19 protein-coding genes are annotated in these 17,724 nt (G+C 37.4%); 10 read left to right on the forward strand and 9 right to left on the reverse strand.

Features of this window, described 5'->3' with window-relative positions; all coding sequences use genetic code 11:
• The first annotated feature begins 6 nt into the window (after positions 1–6).
• Both Rain11_RS04935 and Rain11_RS04940 read left to right on the forward strand, forming a co-directional pair.
• Positions 7–552 (forward strand): EF-hand domain-containing protein, encoded by a 546-nt coding sequence (locus tag Rain11_RS04935; RefSeq protein WP_101358231.1) that lies wholly within the window; start codon positions 7–9, stop codon positions 550–552.
• Positions 553–585: 33 nt separating this feature from the next.
• Positions 586–1,650, forward strand: a complete 1,065-nt coding sequence (locus Rain11_RS04940) for a putative type IX sorting system protein PorV2 (protein ID WP_101358232.1) — start codon at positions 586–588, stop codon at positions 1,648–1,650.
• Between the two features lie 66 nt (positions 1,651–1,716).
• On the opposite strand, the gene Rain11_RS04945 is transcribed toward Rain11_RS04940, so the two are convergent.
• Positions 1,717–2,169, reverse strand: coding sequence for a GNAT family N-acetyltransferase (locus Rain11_RS04945; protein ID WP_101358233.1), 453 nt, complete (start codon positions 2,167–2,169; stop codon positions 1,717–1,719).
• A gap of 59 nt (positions 2,170–2,228) precedes the next feature.
• Positions 2,229–2,648, reverse strand: a complete 420-nt coding sequence (locus Rain11_RS04950) for a thioredoxin family protein (RefSeq protein ID WP_101358234.1) — start codon at positions 2,646–2,648, stop codon at positions 2,229–2,231.
• 77 nt (positions 2,649–2,725) lie between these two features.
• On the opposite strand from Rain11_RS04950, the gene recO reads away from it, so the two are divergent.
• Positions 2,726–3,409 (forward strand): DNA repair protein RecO, encoded by a 684-nt coding sequence (recO, locus tag Rain11_RS04955; RefSeq protein WP_101358235.1) that lies wholly within the window; start codon positions 2,726–2,728, stop codon positions 3,407–3,409.
• 90 nt (positions 3,410–3,499) lie between these two features.
• On the opposite strand, the gene ctlX is transcribed toward recO, so the two are convergent.
• On the reverse strand, positions 3,500–4,417 hold the full coding sequence (gene ctlX, locus Rain11_RS04960) for a citrulline utilization hydrolase CtlX (protein ID WP_101358236.1): 918 nt from the start codon (positions 4,415–4,417) through the stop codon (positions 3,500–3,502).
• A gap of 268 nt (positions 4,418–4,685) precedes the next feature.
• Between ctlX and Rain11_RS04965 the strand changes: the two genes are divergently transcribed.
• From Rain11_RS04965 to porN, 7 genes are all read left to right on the forward strand, one after another.
• On the forward strand, positions 4,686–5,822 hold the full coding sequence (locus Rain11_RS04965) for a DUF4271 domain-containing protein (protein ID WP_165778080.1): 1,137 nt from the start codon (positions 4,686–4,688) through the stop codon (positions 5,820–5,822).
• A gap of 27 nt (positions 5,823–5,849) precedes the next feature.
• Positions 5,850–6,638 (forward strand): uroporphyrinogen-III synthase, encoded by a 789-nt coding sequence (locus Rain11_RS04970; protein ID WP_394341585.1) that lies wholly within the window; start codon positions 5,850–5,852, stop codon positions 6,636–6,638.
• Positions 6,639–6,717: 79 nt separating this feature from the next.
• Entirely contained in the window at positions 6,718–7,716 is a 999-nt protein-coding gene (locus Rain11_RS04975; protein ID WP_101358238.1) for a PorP/SprF family type IX secretion system membrane protein, read from the forward strand.
• Between the two features lie 105 nt (positions 7,717–7,821).
• Positions 7,822–9,048: a T9SS ring complex lipoprotein PorK/GldK gene (porK, locus tag Rain11_RS04980; protein WP_101358239.1), complete on the forward strand. Its 1,227-nt coding sequence runs from the start codon at positions 7,822–7,824 to the stop codon at positions 9,046–9,048.
• 55 nt (positions 9,049–9,103) lie between these two features.
• Positions 9,104–9,910, forward strand: coding sequence for a type IX secretion system motor protein PorL/GldL (gene porL / locus Rain11_RS04985; protein WP_101358240.1), 807 nt, complete (start codon positions 9,104–9,106; stop codon positions 9,908–9,910).
• Positions 9,911–10,019: 109 nt separating this feature from the next.
• A complete protein-coding gene (gene porM / locus Rain11_RS04990; protein WP_101358241.1) occupies positions 10,020–11,600 on the forward strand; it encodes a type IX secretion system motor protein PorM/GldM in 1,581 nt (526 codons plus the stop codon).
• 12 nt (positions 11,601–11,612) lie between these two features.
• Positions 11,613–12,509 (forward strand): type IX secretion system ring subunit PorN/GldN, encoded by an 897-nt coding sequence (gene porN / locus Rain11_RS04995; protein ID WP_101358242.1) that lies wholly within the window; start codon positions 11,613–11,615, stop codon positions 12,507–12,509.
• A gap of 50 nt (positions 12,510–12,559) precedes the next feature.
• On the opposite strand, the gene Rain11_RS05000 is transcribed toward porN, so the two are convergent.
• The 6 genes from Rain11_RS05000 to obgE all read right to left on the reverse strand — a co-directional run bounded on the left by Rain11_RS05000 (position 12,560) and on the right by obgE (position 17,547).
• Complete coding sequence (locus Rain11_RS05000) at positions 12,560–13,642, reverse strand: iron-containing alcohol dehydrogenase family protein (protein WP_101358243.1); 1,083 nt, start codon at positions 13,640–13,642, stop codon at positions 12,560–12,562.
• A 21-nt stretch (positions 13,643–13,663) separates the two neighbouring features.
• Positions 13,664–14,068 (reverse strand): methylmalonyl-CoA epimerase, encoded by a 405-nt coding sequence (gene mce / locus Rain11_RS05005; protein WP_101358244.1) that lies wholly within the window; start codon positions 14,066–14,068, stop codon positions 13,664–13,666.
• A 12-nt stretch (positions 14,069–14,080) separates the two neighbouring features.
• Positions 14,081–15,064: an AAA family ATPase gene (locus Rain11_RS05010; protein ID WP_101358245.1), complete on the reverse strand. Its 984-nt coding sequence runs from the start codon at positions 15,062–15,064 to the stop codon at positions 14,081–14,083.
• Between the two features lie 115 nt (positions 15,065–15,179).
• Positions 15,180–16,034, reverse strand: coding sequence for a substrate-binding periplasmic protein (locus Rain11_RS05015; protein ID WP_101358246.1), 855 nt, complete (start codon positions 16,032–16,034; stop codon positions 15,180–15,182).
• Entirely contained in the window at positions 16,021–16,521 is a 501-nt protein-coding gene (locus tag Rain11_RS05020; protein ID WP_101358247.1) for a Fur family transcriptional regulator, read from the reverse strand. The genes Rain11_RS05015 and Rain11_RS05020 overlap by 14 nt, the downstream gene beginning before the upstream one ends.
• A gap of 6 nt (positions 16,522–16,527) precedes the next feature.
• A complete protein-coding gene (gene obgE, locus Rain11_RS05025) occupies positions 16,528–17,547 on the reverse strand; it encodes a GTPase ObgE (RefSeq protein WP_101358248.1) in 1,020 nt (339 codons plus the stop codon).
• Positions 17,548–17,724: the final 177 nt, after the last annotated feature.

Genomic DNA, 17,724 nt, shown 5'->3' on the forward strand with positions numbered 1-17,724 from the left:
TACTTTATGCTTTCCGATTTCCAAAAACAGAAAATTACCAAAATGTTCTGTTTCTTTGATGCCGATGGCAACAAAGTCATTGAACCCGAGGATATGGATATTATTGCCGAAGAGTTCCGAAAAAGTTTTGGATGGCAAGTAGGTTCCGAAGATGATAAGAAGTTCAAAGGGGCTTTGAAAAAGTATTGGCGTAGGCTCACTCTTGGTAACGAGGAAGCCCAAGATGAGCCAATTACTTTGGAAGTATTTCTGAAGGCTTATGAAAGAAATTTACAAAACCAACAAACCTATGAAGAGTATGTAAAGCCCTTTCTTGACCACATTTACCCCGCCATTGATACCAACAAAGATGATATGCTACAGCCCTCGGAGTTTAATCATCTTTACATTGGTTTCCGCAATTCACTACAAGAGGCTCAAGCCGCTTTTCAAAAATTAGACCTCAATGGCGATGGAGTGCTTTCAAGAGAGGAGGTGTATCAACATTTTTACGATTTCCATTTTAGCCAAGATGCAAATGCTCCGGGCAATTTCTTTTTTGGTAGTCTGTAAAAATACAGATGCCAGCAACACAAAATAGCAACTATGAAAATTTCAACCAAATTATTTTTCTTATTTCTTTTATTTTCTTTACGCGTGCAAGGGCAGTATGCTCCCAAGTACAGCAATGAATTTCTGAATATTGGGGTAGGAGCAAGAGCTTTGGGTATGGCAGGGGCAAATACTGCTTTGGTAGATGATGTAACCGCAGGTTACTGGAACCCCGCAGGTCTTCTGAATATCAAGCCCAAATATCAAGCCGCCCTGATGCACGCTGAATATTTTGCGGGGATTGCTCAATACGATTATGCAGGTTTTGCTACACCTGTTGATTCCAGTAGTCATATTGCCCTTACCATTATTCGTTTTGGGGTTGATGATATTCCTGATACCCGCTTCATCTATGATGCTAATGGGGCTTTGAACTACAACAATGTGCAATTTTTTTCTGCCGCCGACTATGCTTTTCAAGTTTCTTATGCCAAAAGACTACCCAAACTTAAAAATCTACAATTGGGAGGTAATTTCAAAGTTATCTACCGACAAGCAGGCGATTTTGCTACGGCTTGGGGCTTTGGATTAGACGCAGGGGCAATGCTCAAACTCGGCAAATGGCAAATAGGAGCTATGGCGAGAGATGTTACAGGAACTTTTACAGCTTGGAGTCATAATTTGGCACTTATTTACACAATTTATGCCCAAACCAATAATCCTATCCCTCAAAATTCCGTAGAAATTACCGTACCTAAACTGAATATAGGTTTGAGCCGTTATTTTGTTATCAGAGAGAAATTCGGTTTATTGCCCGCTTTTGAATTGCAAAATACCTTTGACGGCAGACGCAATACGTTGCTGGCTTCTAATGTCGTTTCACTTTCGCCTGCCTTTGGCTTAGAAATGGATTACAAAAAACTTGCTTTCTTGCGTGTGGGGGTAGGCAACTTCCAAAAAATCAAAAATTTTGATGGTTCAACCTACAATAGTGTGCAGACAAACTTTGGGGTAGGTTTCCGAGTAAAACGCTTTGCCATTGATTATGCCTTAACAGATGTTGTAAGTAGTGATGCAGGGCTATATTCGCATATTTTTTCAGTAAGAGCGGATTTTTAGACCTCATTTATCACGAGATTGATATTAAGCGTCTTTTTTAATTTTACAGCTAATCAGGTAGGTTTATCAGCACTCCAAAAATCCATTAACCCACTCGCTATCAAATTTAGCCCCTATTTTTTCATAAAATCGTATAGCAGGCTCGTTCCATTCTAATACTTGCCAGCAAATACGTTTGCAATTTTCCTTTTTAGCAAAATCAAAAAGTATATCAAAGAAGGCTTTACCTACTCCCAAATTCCGGTAACTTTCTTTGATGTAAATATCTTCCAAATATAGGCATTTACCTTTCCAAGTAGAATAACGAAAATATACTACAGCCATTCCGATAGGGGTTTCGCCTTGCCAAGCAATCCAAAAGTGAAATAAGGGCTTTTCTCCGAAGGCATCTTGCAATAAATTGGTTTCAGTGTTTAGAACTTCTTGGGGGGCTTTTTCGTACTCGGCTAATTCTTTTATCAAGGATAATAGTACAGAAACATCTTGGGGAGTTCCTTGTTTTATGGTAAAATTTTGCATAGCTAAAAAAGGCTCAAATTTTATGAGCCTGAAATTACAAACAAAAAAATGAAAAAACCTTACTTTGTAACTTTTTTTCGGTATTTTTGCATAAGTTCTAAAAAGTCATCTACATTTTTGTAGCCAACTTCTTTGCCTAAAAGGTTGCCGTTTTTATCAATAAAAGCAATGGTAGGGTAATTAAATACCTCATACTTTTGAGCTAGTTGTATGCCTTCACCTTTTTCGCAATCAATTTTGAGTGCAATGAAGTAGGCATCGGCAAAATCACCTACTTGGGTATTAGCGAAAGTGGTTTTAGTCATCAGTTTGCAAGGACCACACCAAGTAGTGTAGAAATCTACCATAATGGGTTTGTTTTGTTTTTGGGCTTCATTGAGGGCTTCTTGCCAACTGCCATTCATAAATCGCACTTGTGCCAAGCTTTCATAATTCAAACCCAAAAACACAATGAATAAAAGAAAATTTAAGCGTTTCATACTAATAAAAACATTTTTGATTTTTTTAGGACAATTTTTGAAATCTTTGTACCTTATTTACGAATTTTTCTGCAAAAATGTTACATAAAACCGAAGGAATTTGCTTGCATTATATCAAATACAAAGATCATTCCATTATTGCGAGAATTTTTACAAAAAATTTTGGCTTGCAAAGCTATCTAATCAATAGCGTTAGAACTGCTAAACCCAAATTCAACATTGCACTTTTTCAGCCGCTTTCATTGTTGGAAATGGTGGTTTATCACAAAGAAGGCAAAGAAACTTTGCAAAGGGTTGCAGAAATACGTTTGATTTACAATTTTCAGCAAATTCCTTTTGTTTTTGCAAAAAGTGCTTTGGCAATGGTAATTAGCGAAGTTTTGGGTAAAGTGTTATATGGTGAAGTGGGAAATGAAGAGATTTTTCAGTTTTTGAAACAAAAAATTATTCATTTAGACCAAAATGCTGACTATAGCAATTTTTTAATCACTTTTCTGCTTGAATTGCTTCAATATTTAGGTTTTTGGAATGGCAATATTGAAGAGATTTTTCAGAGTTTATACCAAACAAGTTATCTAAAAATTACTCCAAAGCATTTTGAGCAAGAAATACAACTTTTGCAAATGTTGTGGAATAAAGGGTCTTTTAGCCTTTCTTCTGCACAGCGAAGCGAGCTAATAGACCATTTGCTTAACTATTATCGCATACATTTTGAGCATTTTGGCAAGCTGAAATCTTTGGAAGTGTTCAGACATTTATAAAAAACAAAGCCTGCACAAGTTTTTGTGAGGCTTTGCAAAGGTCATAGTTATAGCGATTGTAGAAACTTTACAGCAAATTTCTTGCCAAAATCAAAAACTTGGCAAAAATATTTCTACAATCATACAGCGGGCACTGCCACCTGCATAAGTTTCAATGGTTTGCAAAGGACAGGGCAATAGCCTTACATAACTTTCTAAACGCTTTTTTTGAGTTTCCTCAATAGAATCGTAAGCTCTTTGCGAAAGTACAAGCAGGCGTTCGCCTTTGTTGTTGCTGATTTCAATGCAGTTGGCAACAAAATTTTTCATTTGCTCGTAGCTGATTTTGATAATCTCTTTTTGAGTTTTACGAAAAGAATTCAGCAAATCTTCTTGGTCTATTTCGTCCTTTATGGCATCAAAGCAGATTATCACGAACTTATCGCCCATACTCATTACTACATTGGTATGATAAATGGGCTGTCCGAATTCATCAAGAGCTTGAAAATTTAGGCTTTTATAGCCCATTAGGTTGCAAAATCTATCCACTACTTCGGCGTGGGTACGTGGCGAAAGGCTAGCATAAGCAATTTTATTGTGATGGTCTAAAACCAAACTACCCGTTCCCTCTAAAAACTTATTTCTATTTTCATAGTGCGAAAGATTGATGATGTTGCGAACTTTGTATTTATTTTTGAGCATATTCACAATTTCCTCGCTTCTTTCGGCACGTCTGTTGGGGGCTTGCAGGGGGTAAAGCACAATAGTTCCGTCTTGGTGGGTAGTTATCCAGTTGTTCGGAAACATAGCATCGGGCTTGTAAGGTTCGGGGGCATCTTCGGCTACCAGTACATTTACATCGTTTTCTCGTAATAGCTCTACCATATTGTCAAATTCATATAGAGCTTTTTGATGTATTTCAGGTGAAAAATCCGAAGGGGTTTTCTGAAAAACATTGGTTGCGGCAGTTTCAGGGTTATAGCCAAATGCCGCAGGACGTACAAGTAATAAATGTGAGGTGATGTGCATAATTTTAGCGTTTGAAGGTTGAGAATGTAAAGTTTGAAGTTTTGAATGTTTGAAAATTTAAGATTTGAAGTGTAAAATTTAACTTTTTGAGCTTTTTAATTATTCTTGAGCTTTTGAATGTTGAACATCAAACAATTGAATACTTTTGGGTATATCATAAATTTCAGGCTAAAATCTATAAATTTTTTTCAACAAAATTCTTAATTTTGTGCAAATTTTTTACAAAATCCTTTCTGAAAGTTAAAATTTCTTAAATTTCATTAAAATAGTGCGAAACTTTATTAGCTTTACTTTATTGTATTTTATTTTTTCCAATCAACTTTTGGCTCAAATCATTGAAAAGAAAGTAGTTTCATTAGAAAAAGAATTACTATATTTTAGCCAAAGCTATAACCAATATGTAGCTTATACACCTGCAACTCATCAGAATGCTCAGTTATTACATTTTTGGCTGAAACCTTCAGAATATACAGCTTATGACCTTGTTTTATATCTGCAAGAAGAGGCTTACTGGTTCATCAATCATAATTTACAAAGAAAACTTGCTTCGGGCTGGCACCATTTTTCTTTGGATAGCCTCTCACAAAAATATGGTTATCAGCCTATTTTTTGTACCTTATATGCTCGTAAAGGGAATTTTTTGAAGAAAATAGCTATTGGTTATCTTAAAAATGATTTTTCAAAACCTTTTAACGAGCAGATTGATAAAAACTATACTTATATCATTCGTAGAAATGCAGTTATTTTACTCATTGCTTTGCTTTTGGGGTATGCGGTTATTCGGCAGGTAGATTTCAAACTTCTGACAGGTTATTTGCAACTGAGTAAGTTTTGGAATATTCAGCGGCGAATGGATAATTCGCTTTTCTTGCGTCCTTTTGCAGGTTCTAATATTCTTTTCTTACTGAATTATACTTTTCTGTTGGCGGTATTTTTCTATTTTTTAGGGCTAACCAGTGAGGGAAAGTATAATGTTTTGCTAATAGGTAAGTATTTGGATAAGGATTTAGAGGCTTTGAGTACCAAGAGCCTTGCTTGGGCTTTTGTGATTATCCTGATAGGTTCATTTGCAAAGTTTCTGCTTATCAGTATTATGGCTTCGCTTTTAGGGATTTCGCGGGTTATCAATATTCATTTTTATGAATACATACGCATTAGCCATTTTTTCTATTTGCCTCTTACACTTATTTTATTGTATTTGGCTTTGCAAGTGCCTTTTCATTTGGAGTATTGGCATAATTTTTTCAAGCTTTCATTAGGAATTTTGTATGCAATACGTTTTATAGCAGTTGGGGTTATCATAAATAAATTAGGAGAATTTAGAAAATTAGATTTTTATTCTTATCTTTGTGTCGTGGAATTGTTCCCGCTCCTTTTATATTGGAAATTGCTTTTTTTCAGCTAAAAATAGAGTGTTAAATTTTTTGAAGCAATGAAAGAAATGTTGTTTAAGGAAGTAAAAAACCGAATGAAGCCTGTTGCCAGCATTTTGGTTACGCAGCCTCAACCCACTGACCCTAAATCCCCTTATTTTGAGCTTGCCAAGAAATATAATTTAAAGATAGATTTTCGCTCTTTTATTGAAGTACAAAGGATTGATATGAAAGATTTTCGCAAGCAGAAAATCAATCCTTTGGAATTTACAGCAGTTATTTTTACCAGCCGCAATGCTGTGGATCATTTTTTTAGCATTTGCAAAGAATTAAAAATAGAAATGCCCCCTGAAATGAAATATTTTTGCATTTCAGAACAAACAGCCAATTATCTACAAAAGTATATTGTAATACGTAAAAGAAAAATATTTACAGGTATCAAAACAGCTGAAGATTTGCTTCCTGCTATCAAAAAAAACAAAGACGAAAAGTTTTTATATCCTTGTTCTGATATTAGGAAAGACGAACTGCCCGCTTTGCTTGAAAAAAATGGCATCAATTTTACTGAATGTGTGATGTATCATACAGTAGCGGCAGATCTTTCGGATTTGGCTGATGTAAAATATGATATTTTGGTGTTTTATAGTCCTTCGGGCATAGCTTCGCTTTTTAGCAATTTCCCCGATTTTGTGCAAGGGAACACGCGTATCGCCGCTTTTGGACCTACTACTGCCAAAGCGGTGAAAGATGCAGGCTTAATATTAGACATTGAAGCTCCTTTGCCTAATGCACCTTCAATGACAGGTGCTTTGGAAGCCTATATCAGGCTTGCTAACAAAATAAAATAAAAAATGTTTGAAAAAAATTTGCATTTTATTTTTTATTTTGCATAAATTGCAAAATAAATTTACACTTTAAAACGAACAGATGAAAAGAAACTTTACATATTTTCTATTTTTACAATGTGCTTTATTGGTAGCGGTTCGTTTGGGTTATGCTCAACAAGATGCCCAGTTCAGCCAATATATGTTCAATCCATTTTACTATAATCCTGCGGTAGCGGGTGCCGATGGAAAAGCTAATTTTTTCTTAACTCACAGAACCCAATGGCTCGGATATTCAGCTTCTTTTGATGATGGAGGCTCTCCGCAAACGCAAATGTTTAGTGCAATGGCTCCTTTTATCTTTGTACCTAATACAGGGGTAGGTTTGCACGTGGTACGAGATGTAAGAGGTCCGCTTACCAGTTTGGAAGCTCAACTTTCTGCTAACTATCATTTTAGTGTTTTTGAAGACAAAGGTAGACTTTCGGTAGGTGTAAGAGGGGGAGTATATAGCCAAACAGTAGATGGCAATAAGTTCCGTTTTGTAGATGGTAATGATGCAGTTGCTCAATATTGGATAGGTAGAAGAGAAACTGCTCTCAAACCTGATTTAGCTTTTGGTGTTTGGTATAACCAAGAAGATTTTTATGTAGGTCTTGCAGGCAATCACCTTTTAGGCTCACAAATTAGTTTCGGATTAGATAATCTTATAGATAATGCACTTGCTCGTAATCTGTATCTAACAGGAGGCTATAACTATCCATTGGATGATCAGTGGCTCTTACAGCCTTCTGTAATGATAAAAACAATACCTGAAGCCACTCTTAAAACCACTTCTGTTGAGATTTCGGTGCTGGGAACTTACAATCAAAAATTTTGGGGAGGTCTTTCATTCCGTCAATCTGATGCTCTAATTGCTATGGTTGGAATGTATCCTCTGAAAGATAATAGTATGAGAGTAGGATATGCTTTTGATTACACTATTTCAGGTAGGCAAGGCAAAGCCCCTACTTCTCACGAGGTTTTCCTAAGTTATGGTTTGGCGTGGAAAAGATATGGAAAACCTACTCCCGAAACGCCCAGACACGGAACAAGACACTAACACAATGTAAAAAAATTGTAAAATTTTTTGCTTGATATTACGCAATATCAAAATTAGCATTATATTTGCATTGAAAACTCTCAAAATTAAAAAAACAAAGGTGTTATGAATAATTTGAATTTCCGCAACATTTGGTTAGCCTCGCTTGTAGTGGGGAGTGCATTTTTGCAGGGGTGTGGCTTGCTCGGAGGTGGCAAGAAAAATGTAATGAATAGCAAAGATCTTAATGACCGCATCATCAAATCTAAAGGTGAAATATATCGTTTTGATGTTGTAAGACCCGGCTGGGACCAATACGTACCACAAAGTATGGTAGTAATTCCTGCGGGTACTTTCCATATGGGGCAAGCTGATGAAGATGTGCCTCATACACAAATCAACTACAACAAGCAAATTACTATTAGTGCCTTCTTTATGGACGAAACAGAAGTTACTAATAACCAATACCGCCTCTTTACAGAAGTAATGACCGCATACGCTTACAAAGGTGCAAACGGAAGTATACAATTAGACCCTGACTACGAAGCTAATGTAATGCAATATGTGGGGCTTAATTTGAGAGACCAAAGTAAAAATAACGCTCTTGATACGAATTTCTTAAATAAAATCTACCCTGATACGCTTCGCTGGTCTAATGAATACGCTCACCATATGGGCGACCCTATGATGGAGTATTACTTTATGCACCCTGCCTTTGATGATTATCCTGTGGTAGGTGTTAAATGGACTGCCGCTCAAACTTTCTGCCAGTGGAGAACTTTACACCTTGATTATCACAGAGCTATGCAAGGTTTGCCTTCTAACCCTCGCTTCCGTCTGCCTACTGAAGCAGAATGGGAATATGCGGCAAGAGGTGGCAGAAATCTGGCTAAATATCCTTGGGGCAATCCTTATGTACGCAATACATTGGGTTGTATGCTTGCCAACTTTAAGCCGGGCAGAGGTAACTATTATGATGATGGATTTGCTTATACTGCTCCTGTAGCTTCTTACTTTGCTAATGATTGGGGTTTGTATGATATGGCAGGAAACGTAGCCGAATGGTGCCAAGATGCTTATTATGAAGCCGCAGTACCTACCGTTTGGGATATGAACCCTGTGTTTGACCCTCAAAGCAAAAAAGGAGATGCTAATAGTATCGGATACAGCAATTTAAGTGCATACCCTCGTCGTGTGGTAAGAGGTGGTTCCTGGAAAGATATTGCTTACTTCCTTGAAACGGGTACCCGTACCTATCAACATTTTGACTCTACTTCTACCTCTATTGGTTTCCGTTGTGCAATGACTTACCTTGGTCGTTCATCTGGCAACGAGATCAAAAGAGTACGATAAGAAATATCAAAATCTTAACCTTGTATTGTTTTCTTAACCTTAAATTTTTACTAAAATGGCTTACAAAGTTCTTAGTGCAAAAGAAAAATTTTATACCTACATTGTTCCTAAAATTGTAGGTGTGGGTGCTTCTATCGTTATTCTTGGTGCATTGTTTAAGCTAATGCACTGGCCTGGTGCCGCCTTTATGCTCATTGCGGGTTTAGGTACGGAAGCAGTGATTTTCTTCCTATATGCTTTTATGCCTATTGACCCTCCTAAAACTGACCCTGATTGGGATAAAATGGTACAATCTTTGGCAGGATTAGGTGGCGGACCTCAAAAAGATGAAAAACTAGTAGCTAAACTTGCCGCTATTGAAGCTCAAATTGCTAACGCTATCACTCCTGATGCTGTGAATAGCTTTGGAAACGGTATGAAACAACTTTCTGATAGTGTAAGTAAAATGACTGCTATCGGTGATGCATCAGTGGCGACTGCTGAATACGCTAAGAATGTAAAATTAGCCACCAACACACTTACAGAAATGAATAAAAACCTTTCTACTTCTGTGGGAGCTGTTGCTGAGCTTGCTAAGGCTTCTACTGATGCGAAAGCCTATCACGCTCAAATTCAGACGCTTACAAAAACTTTAAGTTCTTTGAATGCCGCTTATGAAATGGAGTTGCAAGATAGTAAGAAATTTAGTGAGGCATTGAGCAAATACTACGGTGGTATGACTAAATTGATTGAAGGTGTGGTAGAAACTGCGAAAGATGCAGAAGGTTTGAAAGGACAACTTTCAGGACTAACCACAAACCTTACCGCTCTCAATAAGGTATATGGTGCTATGCTTACTGCAATGAAAGGAGCACAAGCCTAAAATTAACACTGACAAAGCCTACAAATACTCAAAATGTTTTGTAGGTTTTCTTACCATACAATTCTGACCAAGTAAACTTTGAACTAAAACCAATAAACCGAAATACGTTATGGCAGGACCTAAAGAAAGCCCAAGGCAACAGATGATTAACCTGATGTACTTGGTACTTACCGCCTTACTTGCTTTACAGGTGAGTTCATCAATTATAGATAAATTTTTGTATATTAAGCGTTCATTAGATCATAGTGCTGATGATACGGAGGCTGATATTGTAGATTACATCAAAGGCTTCAAGTCAGATGCAGAAAAAGAAAAAATGACTGAAACTGAAGAGTATAAAAAGAAACTTGCCGCCATTGAGCAAGTAAGAAGTATGACCAAAGCGAAACTGGATATGCTTGCTAAAATAGAGAGCGATATTATAGACAAGGCAGGTGGCGGAAGAGATGAAAATGGTAAAATTAAAAATGCTGGTGGTGGTGAAACCCAATTAGAAGAGCTTATGCTTGGTGCAGCAAACAGCAAATCAGGTGAAGGCTACAAACTGCAAAGGGAAATGAACTTGTATGCCCAAGAACTTGGTAAAATAGTGGGAGCTTTCAAAAAGGATATAAAACCAGAGCTAGCTTTCCCTGCTTTGTGCTTAGATAATAAAGATAGAAAAGACCTTGTGAAACTAAAAGGAAACGAGGAGGAAATTAACAAAGACTACGCACAGGCAAGTTTTCAGGCTACTCCTGTGGCGGCGGCTTTGGCTGTACTTGCTCATTTGCGTACAGAAGTAAAACGTTATGAAGACAATGCTATTAAAATTATTGGTGCAAAGGTTATACCTCCCACGCCTGATGTTTTCTCAGCTCAACTTGCTTTGGAATCTGCTGTGGTAGCCCAAGGGCAAAAAATCAGGGGTAAAATGTTTATTGTAGCCTCGAGCTCCAAATCTGATATGCAACCTAAATTTGAAGTTACAGGATTAAAAGAAGTAAAAAATGGTGTTGCAGAAATTGAATTTACTCCTTCTGGCAATGGAGTTATAAAAGGTAAAGTAACAGCTATACTCAATGGTAAAGAAACTGTGCTGGAAACAGAACCTATTGAATACAAGGTTGCGAAACCTAATATCACTGTAGATAATCCTCAAGCAAGACCTGTTGTTTATGAAGAATGCTTTCATAAGTTTAATGTTTCCTGTGCTGAAATAGGTGCATCTTTTCAACCTTCTTATGCCGCTACCAATGCACAGCTTATAGATCGTGCCTCTAACTCCGTTTCTTTTATCCCTGCAAAAGGAGCCAAAACTGTAGATTTGACTATTACTGGAAATGGATTAAAAGAGATAAAGCAGTTTAACGTAAGAAGGGTACCTTCCCCTGATGTCTTTGTTATAATAGGTGGTGGCAAATTTGCTCCTGAAAAGGGTGTTAAACCTAAACAAATTTTTAATGTTACGATAGAGCCAAATGATGAATTTGCAAGCATCTTGCCCAATGAAGCAAAATATGAAGTTCAAATTAACAGAGTTACTTTGATAAAAGGAACAAATGCGAAAAGTGGTTCAATTAATGAGCTAGCTCCTTTATCTGAACCCGGTGCAAGATACGAAGTTTCGGTGATAGCTTATCGTATAAATTCTCGTGGACAAAGAGTGCAAGCCGCTGTAAGAGATCCAATCATAATTCCCGTAAAATAAAAGCTAAAAATTATGAAAAAGTGTTTTTTGTTTGTATTTGCTCTACTCCATTGTTCTATTTATGGGTTAGCACAATTTGGGTATAATCCTAATGTTAAAAACCCTGTATTGGAAGACGATATTATGTTTCGCAAAATAGTGATTAGAAAAATCAACTTTTCTGAAAAACAGAATAAGGGTTTTTCTTCTCATAAAGAATTCGGTGCTAATTTTCTAGATCTTCTCAAAGAGGCAATTACTGGGGAAGCAAAGGTTAAGCCTATAGGTCTATCTATCACTCCTTACGACCCTGGATTTGGGGAACTTGGAACAGGGAGGGTGTCAGATAAAAAGATGTCTACTTTATCTCCAGAAGAGATGAAAGAAGTCGCAATTGCTTATCAAGAAAATTATGAAGAAGCAAAGAAAAAGTATCCTAATGTAGATCCTAAACTAATAGGATGCACTAAAACGGAAAGAGATCAGCAAGGAGTTGATATAAACCAGTTAGTCCCATATGGACAAGATAAATTAAGCTTGCAAATGGTGGAAGAAGTAGTTTTTGATAAGCGACGCTCAAGAATGTATATCAATATCATAGCTTTTTTGTTAGTTGGTGAATGTGAAGATGGGGCAAAACCAATAGCTGCTGTTAGATACAAAGATGTTGATAGATACTTTCGTGCTTTATATGTAGAGTCTAATCAACAATATGGTAAGTGGTATAATCCTAAAAATGATCGTCGTCATATGTGTGTTATGGACGCTTTTGAATTAAGACTGTTCTCTTCCAGGATAACCCAGATTTCTAATCCCGAAAATAAGGAGTTATCAGAAATAACTAATGGTAATATATCCGAAGAACTCTATAAATCCCAAGAAGCAGAAATGGAGCTAATGGAGTTTGAGCATAATCTTTGGGAGTTTTAACCTAAACCCAACCCCCTCTCCAAAGGAGTGGGGGTTTTTATTTGCAGTGCTTACATTCGGTAATATAATTCTTTTAGCTTTTCTCGGGTGAGTTTCTTTTCCCAATCATCGCCTAAAGCGTGTTTCCACATATGCGTTAGAGCCCAACAAACATCTATCATCTTTTCCACCTCCTGTTCCTGCCAGGTTTGAGAAAGATTTTTAGGAATAAATATGTCGTTCTTTTCCACCATTTGCTTAAACTCCTTTACCCCTTCGGGATAAAACTCCTCTAAATGTGGGAAAATGATGCAATTGGCAAAGCAGTGTCTTGTACCAAAGACATAAGATAGCCCATAGGAAAGAGCGTGGCATACACCTACTTCCGAATAGGTAAGACTCAATCCGCCAAAATAAGAGGCAACCATTAGTTTTTCATCATTCAGCGGGTTTTGCCCCGAACCCTCATAAAGAAATACTTCCTTGCACAAGTCAATAGCTTTGTAGCCATATGCTTCGCTAAAAGTATTTTTATACTGCCCCGTCATAGATTCTACACAATGAATATAAGTATCCATTCCCGTATAAAACCATTGATTTTTCGGTACGGTGGCAATCAAGTCGGGGTCTAAAATGATTTGGTCAAACACCGTCCAGTCGCATTTCAGACCTAATTTTTTAGTAGGACCTGTCAGTACGGCTGTCATAGAGACCTCCGCCCCTGTTCCTGAAATAGTAGGCACACCCACGTGATACACCCCCGGCTTTTTTATTAAGTTCAAACCCTGATATTGTACCGATGAACCCTCATTAGTGAACATCAAAGCAAGAGCCTTAGCAATATCCATAATGCTACCACCGCCAATACCAATCACCCCCGCAGGGAGACCTTTGCTTTGTAAAAATCTATCACGCAGTTCATCAATTTGAGAAGTTTTAGGCTCTTCTCCCGAAGTATAAATGAACTCAACTACATCATTACTTTCTGCGGGAATGCGTTTGTGAAAATCTGGTTTATCTTCAAAGTAGTGGTCAATGAGAAAAATAAAATACCCTTGATTTTCGGAACGCTTAGGGGCAATAATTTCCCCTAATTTATCAAAACTGCCTCGTCCATAGGCACATTTACTCACCGATTGAAAATTTTTGAACATTGTTTTTTTTATTAAATTTGTTTATTTCTTAATTTCCTGACAAAGCTCTACTAGCACACCATTAGTAGATTTGGGGTGCAGAAAGCAGATAAGTTTATTATCTGCTCCTTTTTTAGGAGTTTCATTGAGCAGTATAAATCCTTCTGCCTGCAAACGTTTCATTTCAGTCTCAATATCAGCAACTTCAAAAGCGATATGATGTATGCCTTCGCCACGTTTTTCAATAAATTTGGCAATGGGGCTATCGGAGTGTGTAGCTTCCAATAGTTCTATTTTCGTTTCACCCATCATAAAAAAAGAAGTGCTAACCCCTTCGCTTTCAACACTTTCAATTTTGTAATGCTCACTACCCAAAAGTTTGGCAAATAATTCATTAGCACTTTGCAGGTTTTTTACAGCAATACCAATATGTTCTACTTTGAGCATAAATGTTTGATTTTAACGTGGCACTTCTACCGATTGCACAACCTGATGAATTACATCATCAATGTTTATTCCCTCAATTTCTTTTTCAGGAGTAAGTATAATTCGGTGCCTTAAAACGTGAGGCACAAGGAATTTAACATCTTCGGGTGTAACAAAATCTCTGCCATCAAGTGCCGCAAAAGCTTTAGAAGCATTTAATAAAGCTAAAGAGGCTCGTGGCGAAGCTCCTAAATATAAAGCGTGATTATTGCGAGTATGTGTAATAATCTGTGCTATGTACGAAAGTAGGTTCTTTTCTACGTGAATTTCTTTAATGACTTTGCGATATGCTACAATCTCCTCTCCTGTAAGGACTACCTGTAAATTTTCTAATTGTCCCTGTGATTTACGTTCATTGGCTTTTGCAAGAATACCAATTTCTTCTTCTATGCTTGGGTAATTGACTTGCAATTTGAACAAAAAGCGGTCAAGCTGGGCTTCGGGGAGGCGGTACGTTCCCTCTTGCTCAATAGGGTTTTGGGTAGCAAGCACCAAAAAAGGCGGATTTAGCACATATGTAGTACCTGCAAAAGTAATTTGTCGCTCTTCCATTACTTCAAAGAGTGCCGCTTGTGTTTTGGCGGGTGCCCTGTTGATTTCATCTATCAGTACCAAATTGGCAAAAATAGGACCTTTATGAAATTCAAACTCAGATGTTTTCAGATTAAAAACAGACGTACCTGTAACATCAGAAGGCATTAGATCAGGTGTGAATTGTATGCGAGAGAATTGTATAGACGTAATTTTTGCAAAAGTTTTTGCCATAAGGGTTTTGGCTACGCCCGGTACTCCTTCCAAAAGTACGTGTCCATCGGCTAAAATCGCAGTAAGTAATAAATCTATGATAGTATCTTGTCCTACGATTACTTTGGCTACTTCGGAGCGAATTGTTTTGACTTTTTCACTTAGTTCAGAAAGATTGATACGGCTCTGAAAAATTTGTTCTTGCTGTTCCATTAAGTTCGTGTTTGTTGGTTCGAAGGTTCAAAAGGTTTGAAGTTTGAAAGTTTGAATATTTGAATATTCTGCTTCGTTTCCTGTTTCCTGTCTCTTGTCCTCTACCTTTACTGCATTAAATTCCTTTCTGCAAAAGCACTTTCACTGCGACAAAACCAAGATGTTTTTCTAAAATTTTTCGGTACTCGGGGCGAGTAGTGAAACCATTGGTTTCGTTGAGAAATTCATTCCAAATCAGTGTCCAGTCGCTACCTTTGGGCATAATAAAACCGTAAGGGTTGGTTTGAATTTTACCCGCAGGGTGAATTTTGATAGGCTTGCCATTTTGCAAAGCATCGGCATAATACAAAAAATCGTGTTTGGTGAAGGATTTGGGGTCTGAAAGGACTTTTGTAATTAGCTCGTCGGCACTATTGACATAAACAATTTCTAAATCTTTGTAATAGTTGTTTTTGATATCTAAAATTTCAGCTTCTTGGGTTGAGTTTTTCAGGGCATACGCTTTCATACCTCTAAAAACTGCACTGATAGAAGGTAAGCTCGTCAGGTCGGGTACAGAGTTGTGTGTAATAATGTAGGAAATGTTATCAATATAGCGAGGTGTAAAGGACATTTCTTTTTTACGCTCTTCGGTAATGGTGAAGGGTCCTAAGGCAAAAACGCCACCACGAGCGGCTTTGATATTTTGCAAGAAAAGAGTAAAGTTATCTATGGGTTTTTGGATATTTACTTTGATATTGATGTTTTTGGTTCGTTTTACATAGGCAATAAATTCTTTGAGAATGTCAATGCAAATACCTTCCAACTTGCCGTCTGCGGTTTTATACACATAACGGGGGGTTTCAAAATAAGTAATAATAATAGTGGCTTCTTTGTTTTTTTGAGCATTTGTCCAGCTATCGCCTTGCAGTTGTGCTTGCAAAGCTGAAATGCTCCATAGCCACAGCAGTAATATTTTAATCGTCCTCATAGGTTCTGCGAGGTTTAGGTTCGTGTTTTTTGTTTCTATTTTCGCAATTTTCTTTGGTACATTGCCCGTAAAAGACCAAAGAATGGTGCAAGATATTAAATTTCATTAAATTACCAACCATATCCTGAATTTGCTGAATACGAGGGTCGCAAAATTCTAAAACTTCGTGGCAATCTACGCAAATCAGGTGGTCGTGCTGTTTGAAACCATAAGATTTTTCGTATTGGGCAAGATTTTTACCAAATTGATGCTTAGTAACCAAATCACATTCTACAAGCAAATCTAATGTATTGTAAACGGTCGCCCTGCTGACGCGATATTTTTTGTTTTTCATACTGATATAAAGCTCCTCTACATCAAAATGGTCTTGACGAGAGTAAATTTCCTCTAAAATTGCAAATCTTTCAGGCGTTTTGCGAAGTTCCTTTTTTTCCAGATAAGCAATAAAAATTTTCTTTACCTCTTCAAAAAGTTTGGTGTTCAGCATACGGTTTTATTCGTTTGTGATAAGAGAAACATTGGCTTGTGAAAGTTGTTCCCAAAGTAAATCTTTTAGTGCCTCAATATTATGGTTCGTAAGAGCCGAAATGAAAATGCTTGGAACATTTTTAGGCAAAGTTTTTCTAAGTTTTTGCAAGCTGTGTTCATCAAGCAGGTCGGTTTTGGTTACTGCCAAAACACGAGGTTTTTCCAGAAGTTCGGGGTTGTATTTTTGCAATTCTTTGAGTAAAATTTTATATTCTTTGCTAATACTTTCGCTTTCTGACGAAACCATAAACAGAAGTAGAGAGTTACGTTCAATATGTCTTAAAAAACGCAAGCCCAAGCCTTTTCCTTCGGAAGCTCCCTCAATAATGCCCGGAATATCGGCGACAATAAAAGACTGAAAATCTTTGTATTTTACGACACCCAAATTCGGCGTAAGCGTAGTGAAAGGGTAGGGGGCAATTTTAGGTTTTGCCGCAGAAATTACCGAGAGTAAAGTAGATTTGCCTGCATTTGGAAAACCTACCAAGCCAACATCTGCAAGCACTTTTAGTTCCAGAATAATCCACTTTTCTTCGCCCGCTTCGCCCGGTTGTGCATAATGGGGGGCTTGTTTGGTAGAAGTTTTGAAATGCCAGTTACCCAGACCGCCTCTACCGCCTTTTAGTAAAATTTTCTCTTCACCTTCTTGCGTAATTTCTAACAAAACTTCGCCTGTTTCAGCATCTTTGGCAATGGTTCCGAGAGGCACTTCAATCACTACATCTTTGCCGTCAGCACCTTTTTTATTGTTTCCTTGCCCATTTACGCCATTTTCGGCTTTGATGTGCTTTTGATATTTCAAGTGCAGGAGCGTCCATAGTTGCTGATTGCCGCGTAAAATAATGTGTCCGCCTCTTCCGCCGTCTCCGCCGTCAGGACCGCCATTAGGCACGTATTTTTCTCTACGAAAATGCACCGAACCCGCTCCGCCTTTCCCCGAGCGACAATTGATTTTTACGTAATCAATAAAATTTGGTGATGACATTGAACAGCAATTATTCTACAAAAATAGAATTTTCTGATGAAAATAGCAAAGAAGTTGTTTAGGATTAAAAAGGTTTTCCAAATTTATGCTTTAGAATCAAAAATAATCTTTTTGTACTTGATAAAACCACCCCTTAATCCCCTCCTTGGAAAGGAGGGGAGATTAGATATTCCTGAA

Source organism: Raineya orbicola, assembly GCF_002843425.1.
In the GTDB taxonomy this organism is placed as follows: domain Bacteria; phylum Bacteroidota; class Bacteroidia; order Cytophagales; family Thermonemataceae; genus Raineya; species Raineya orbicola.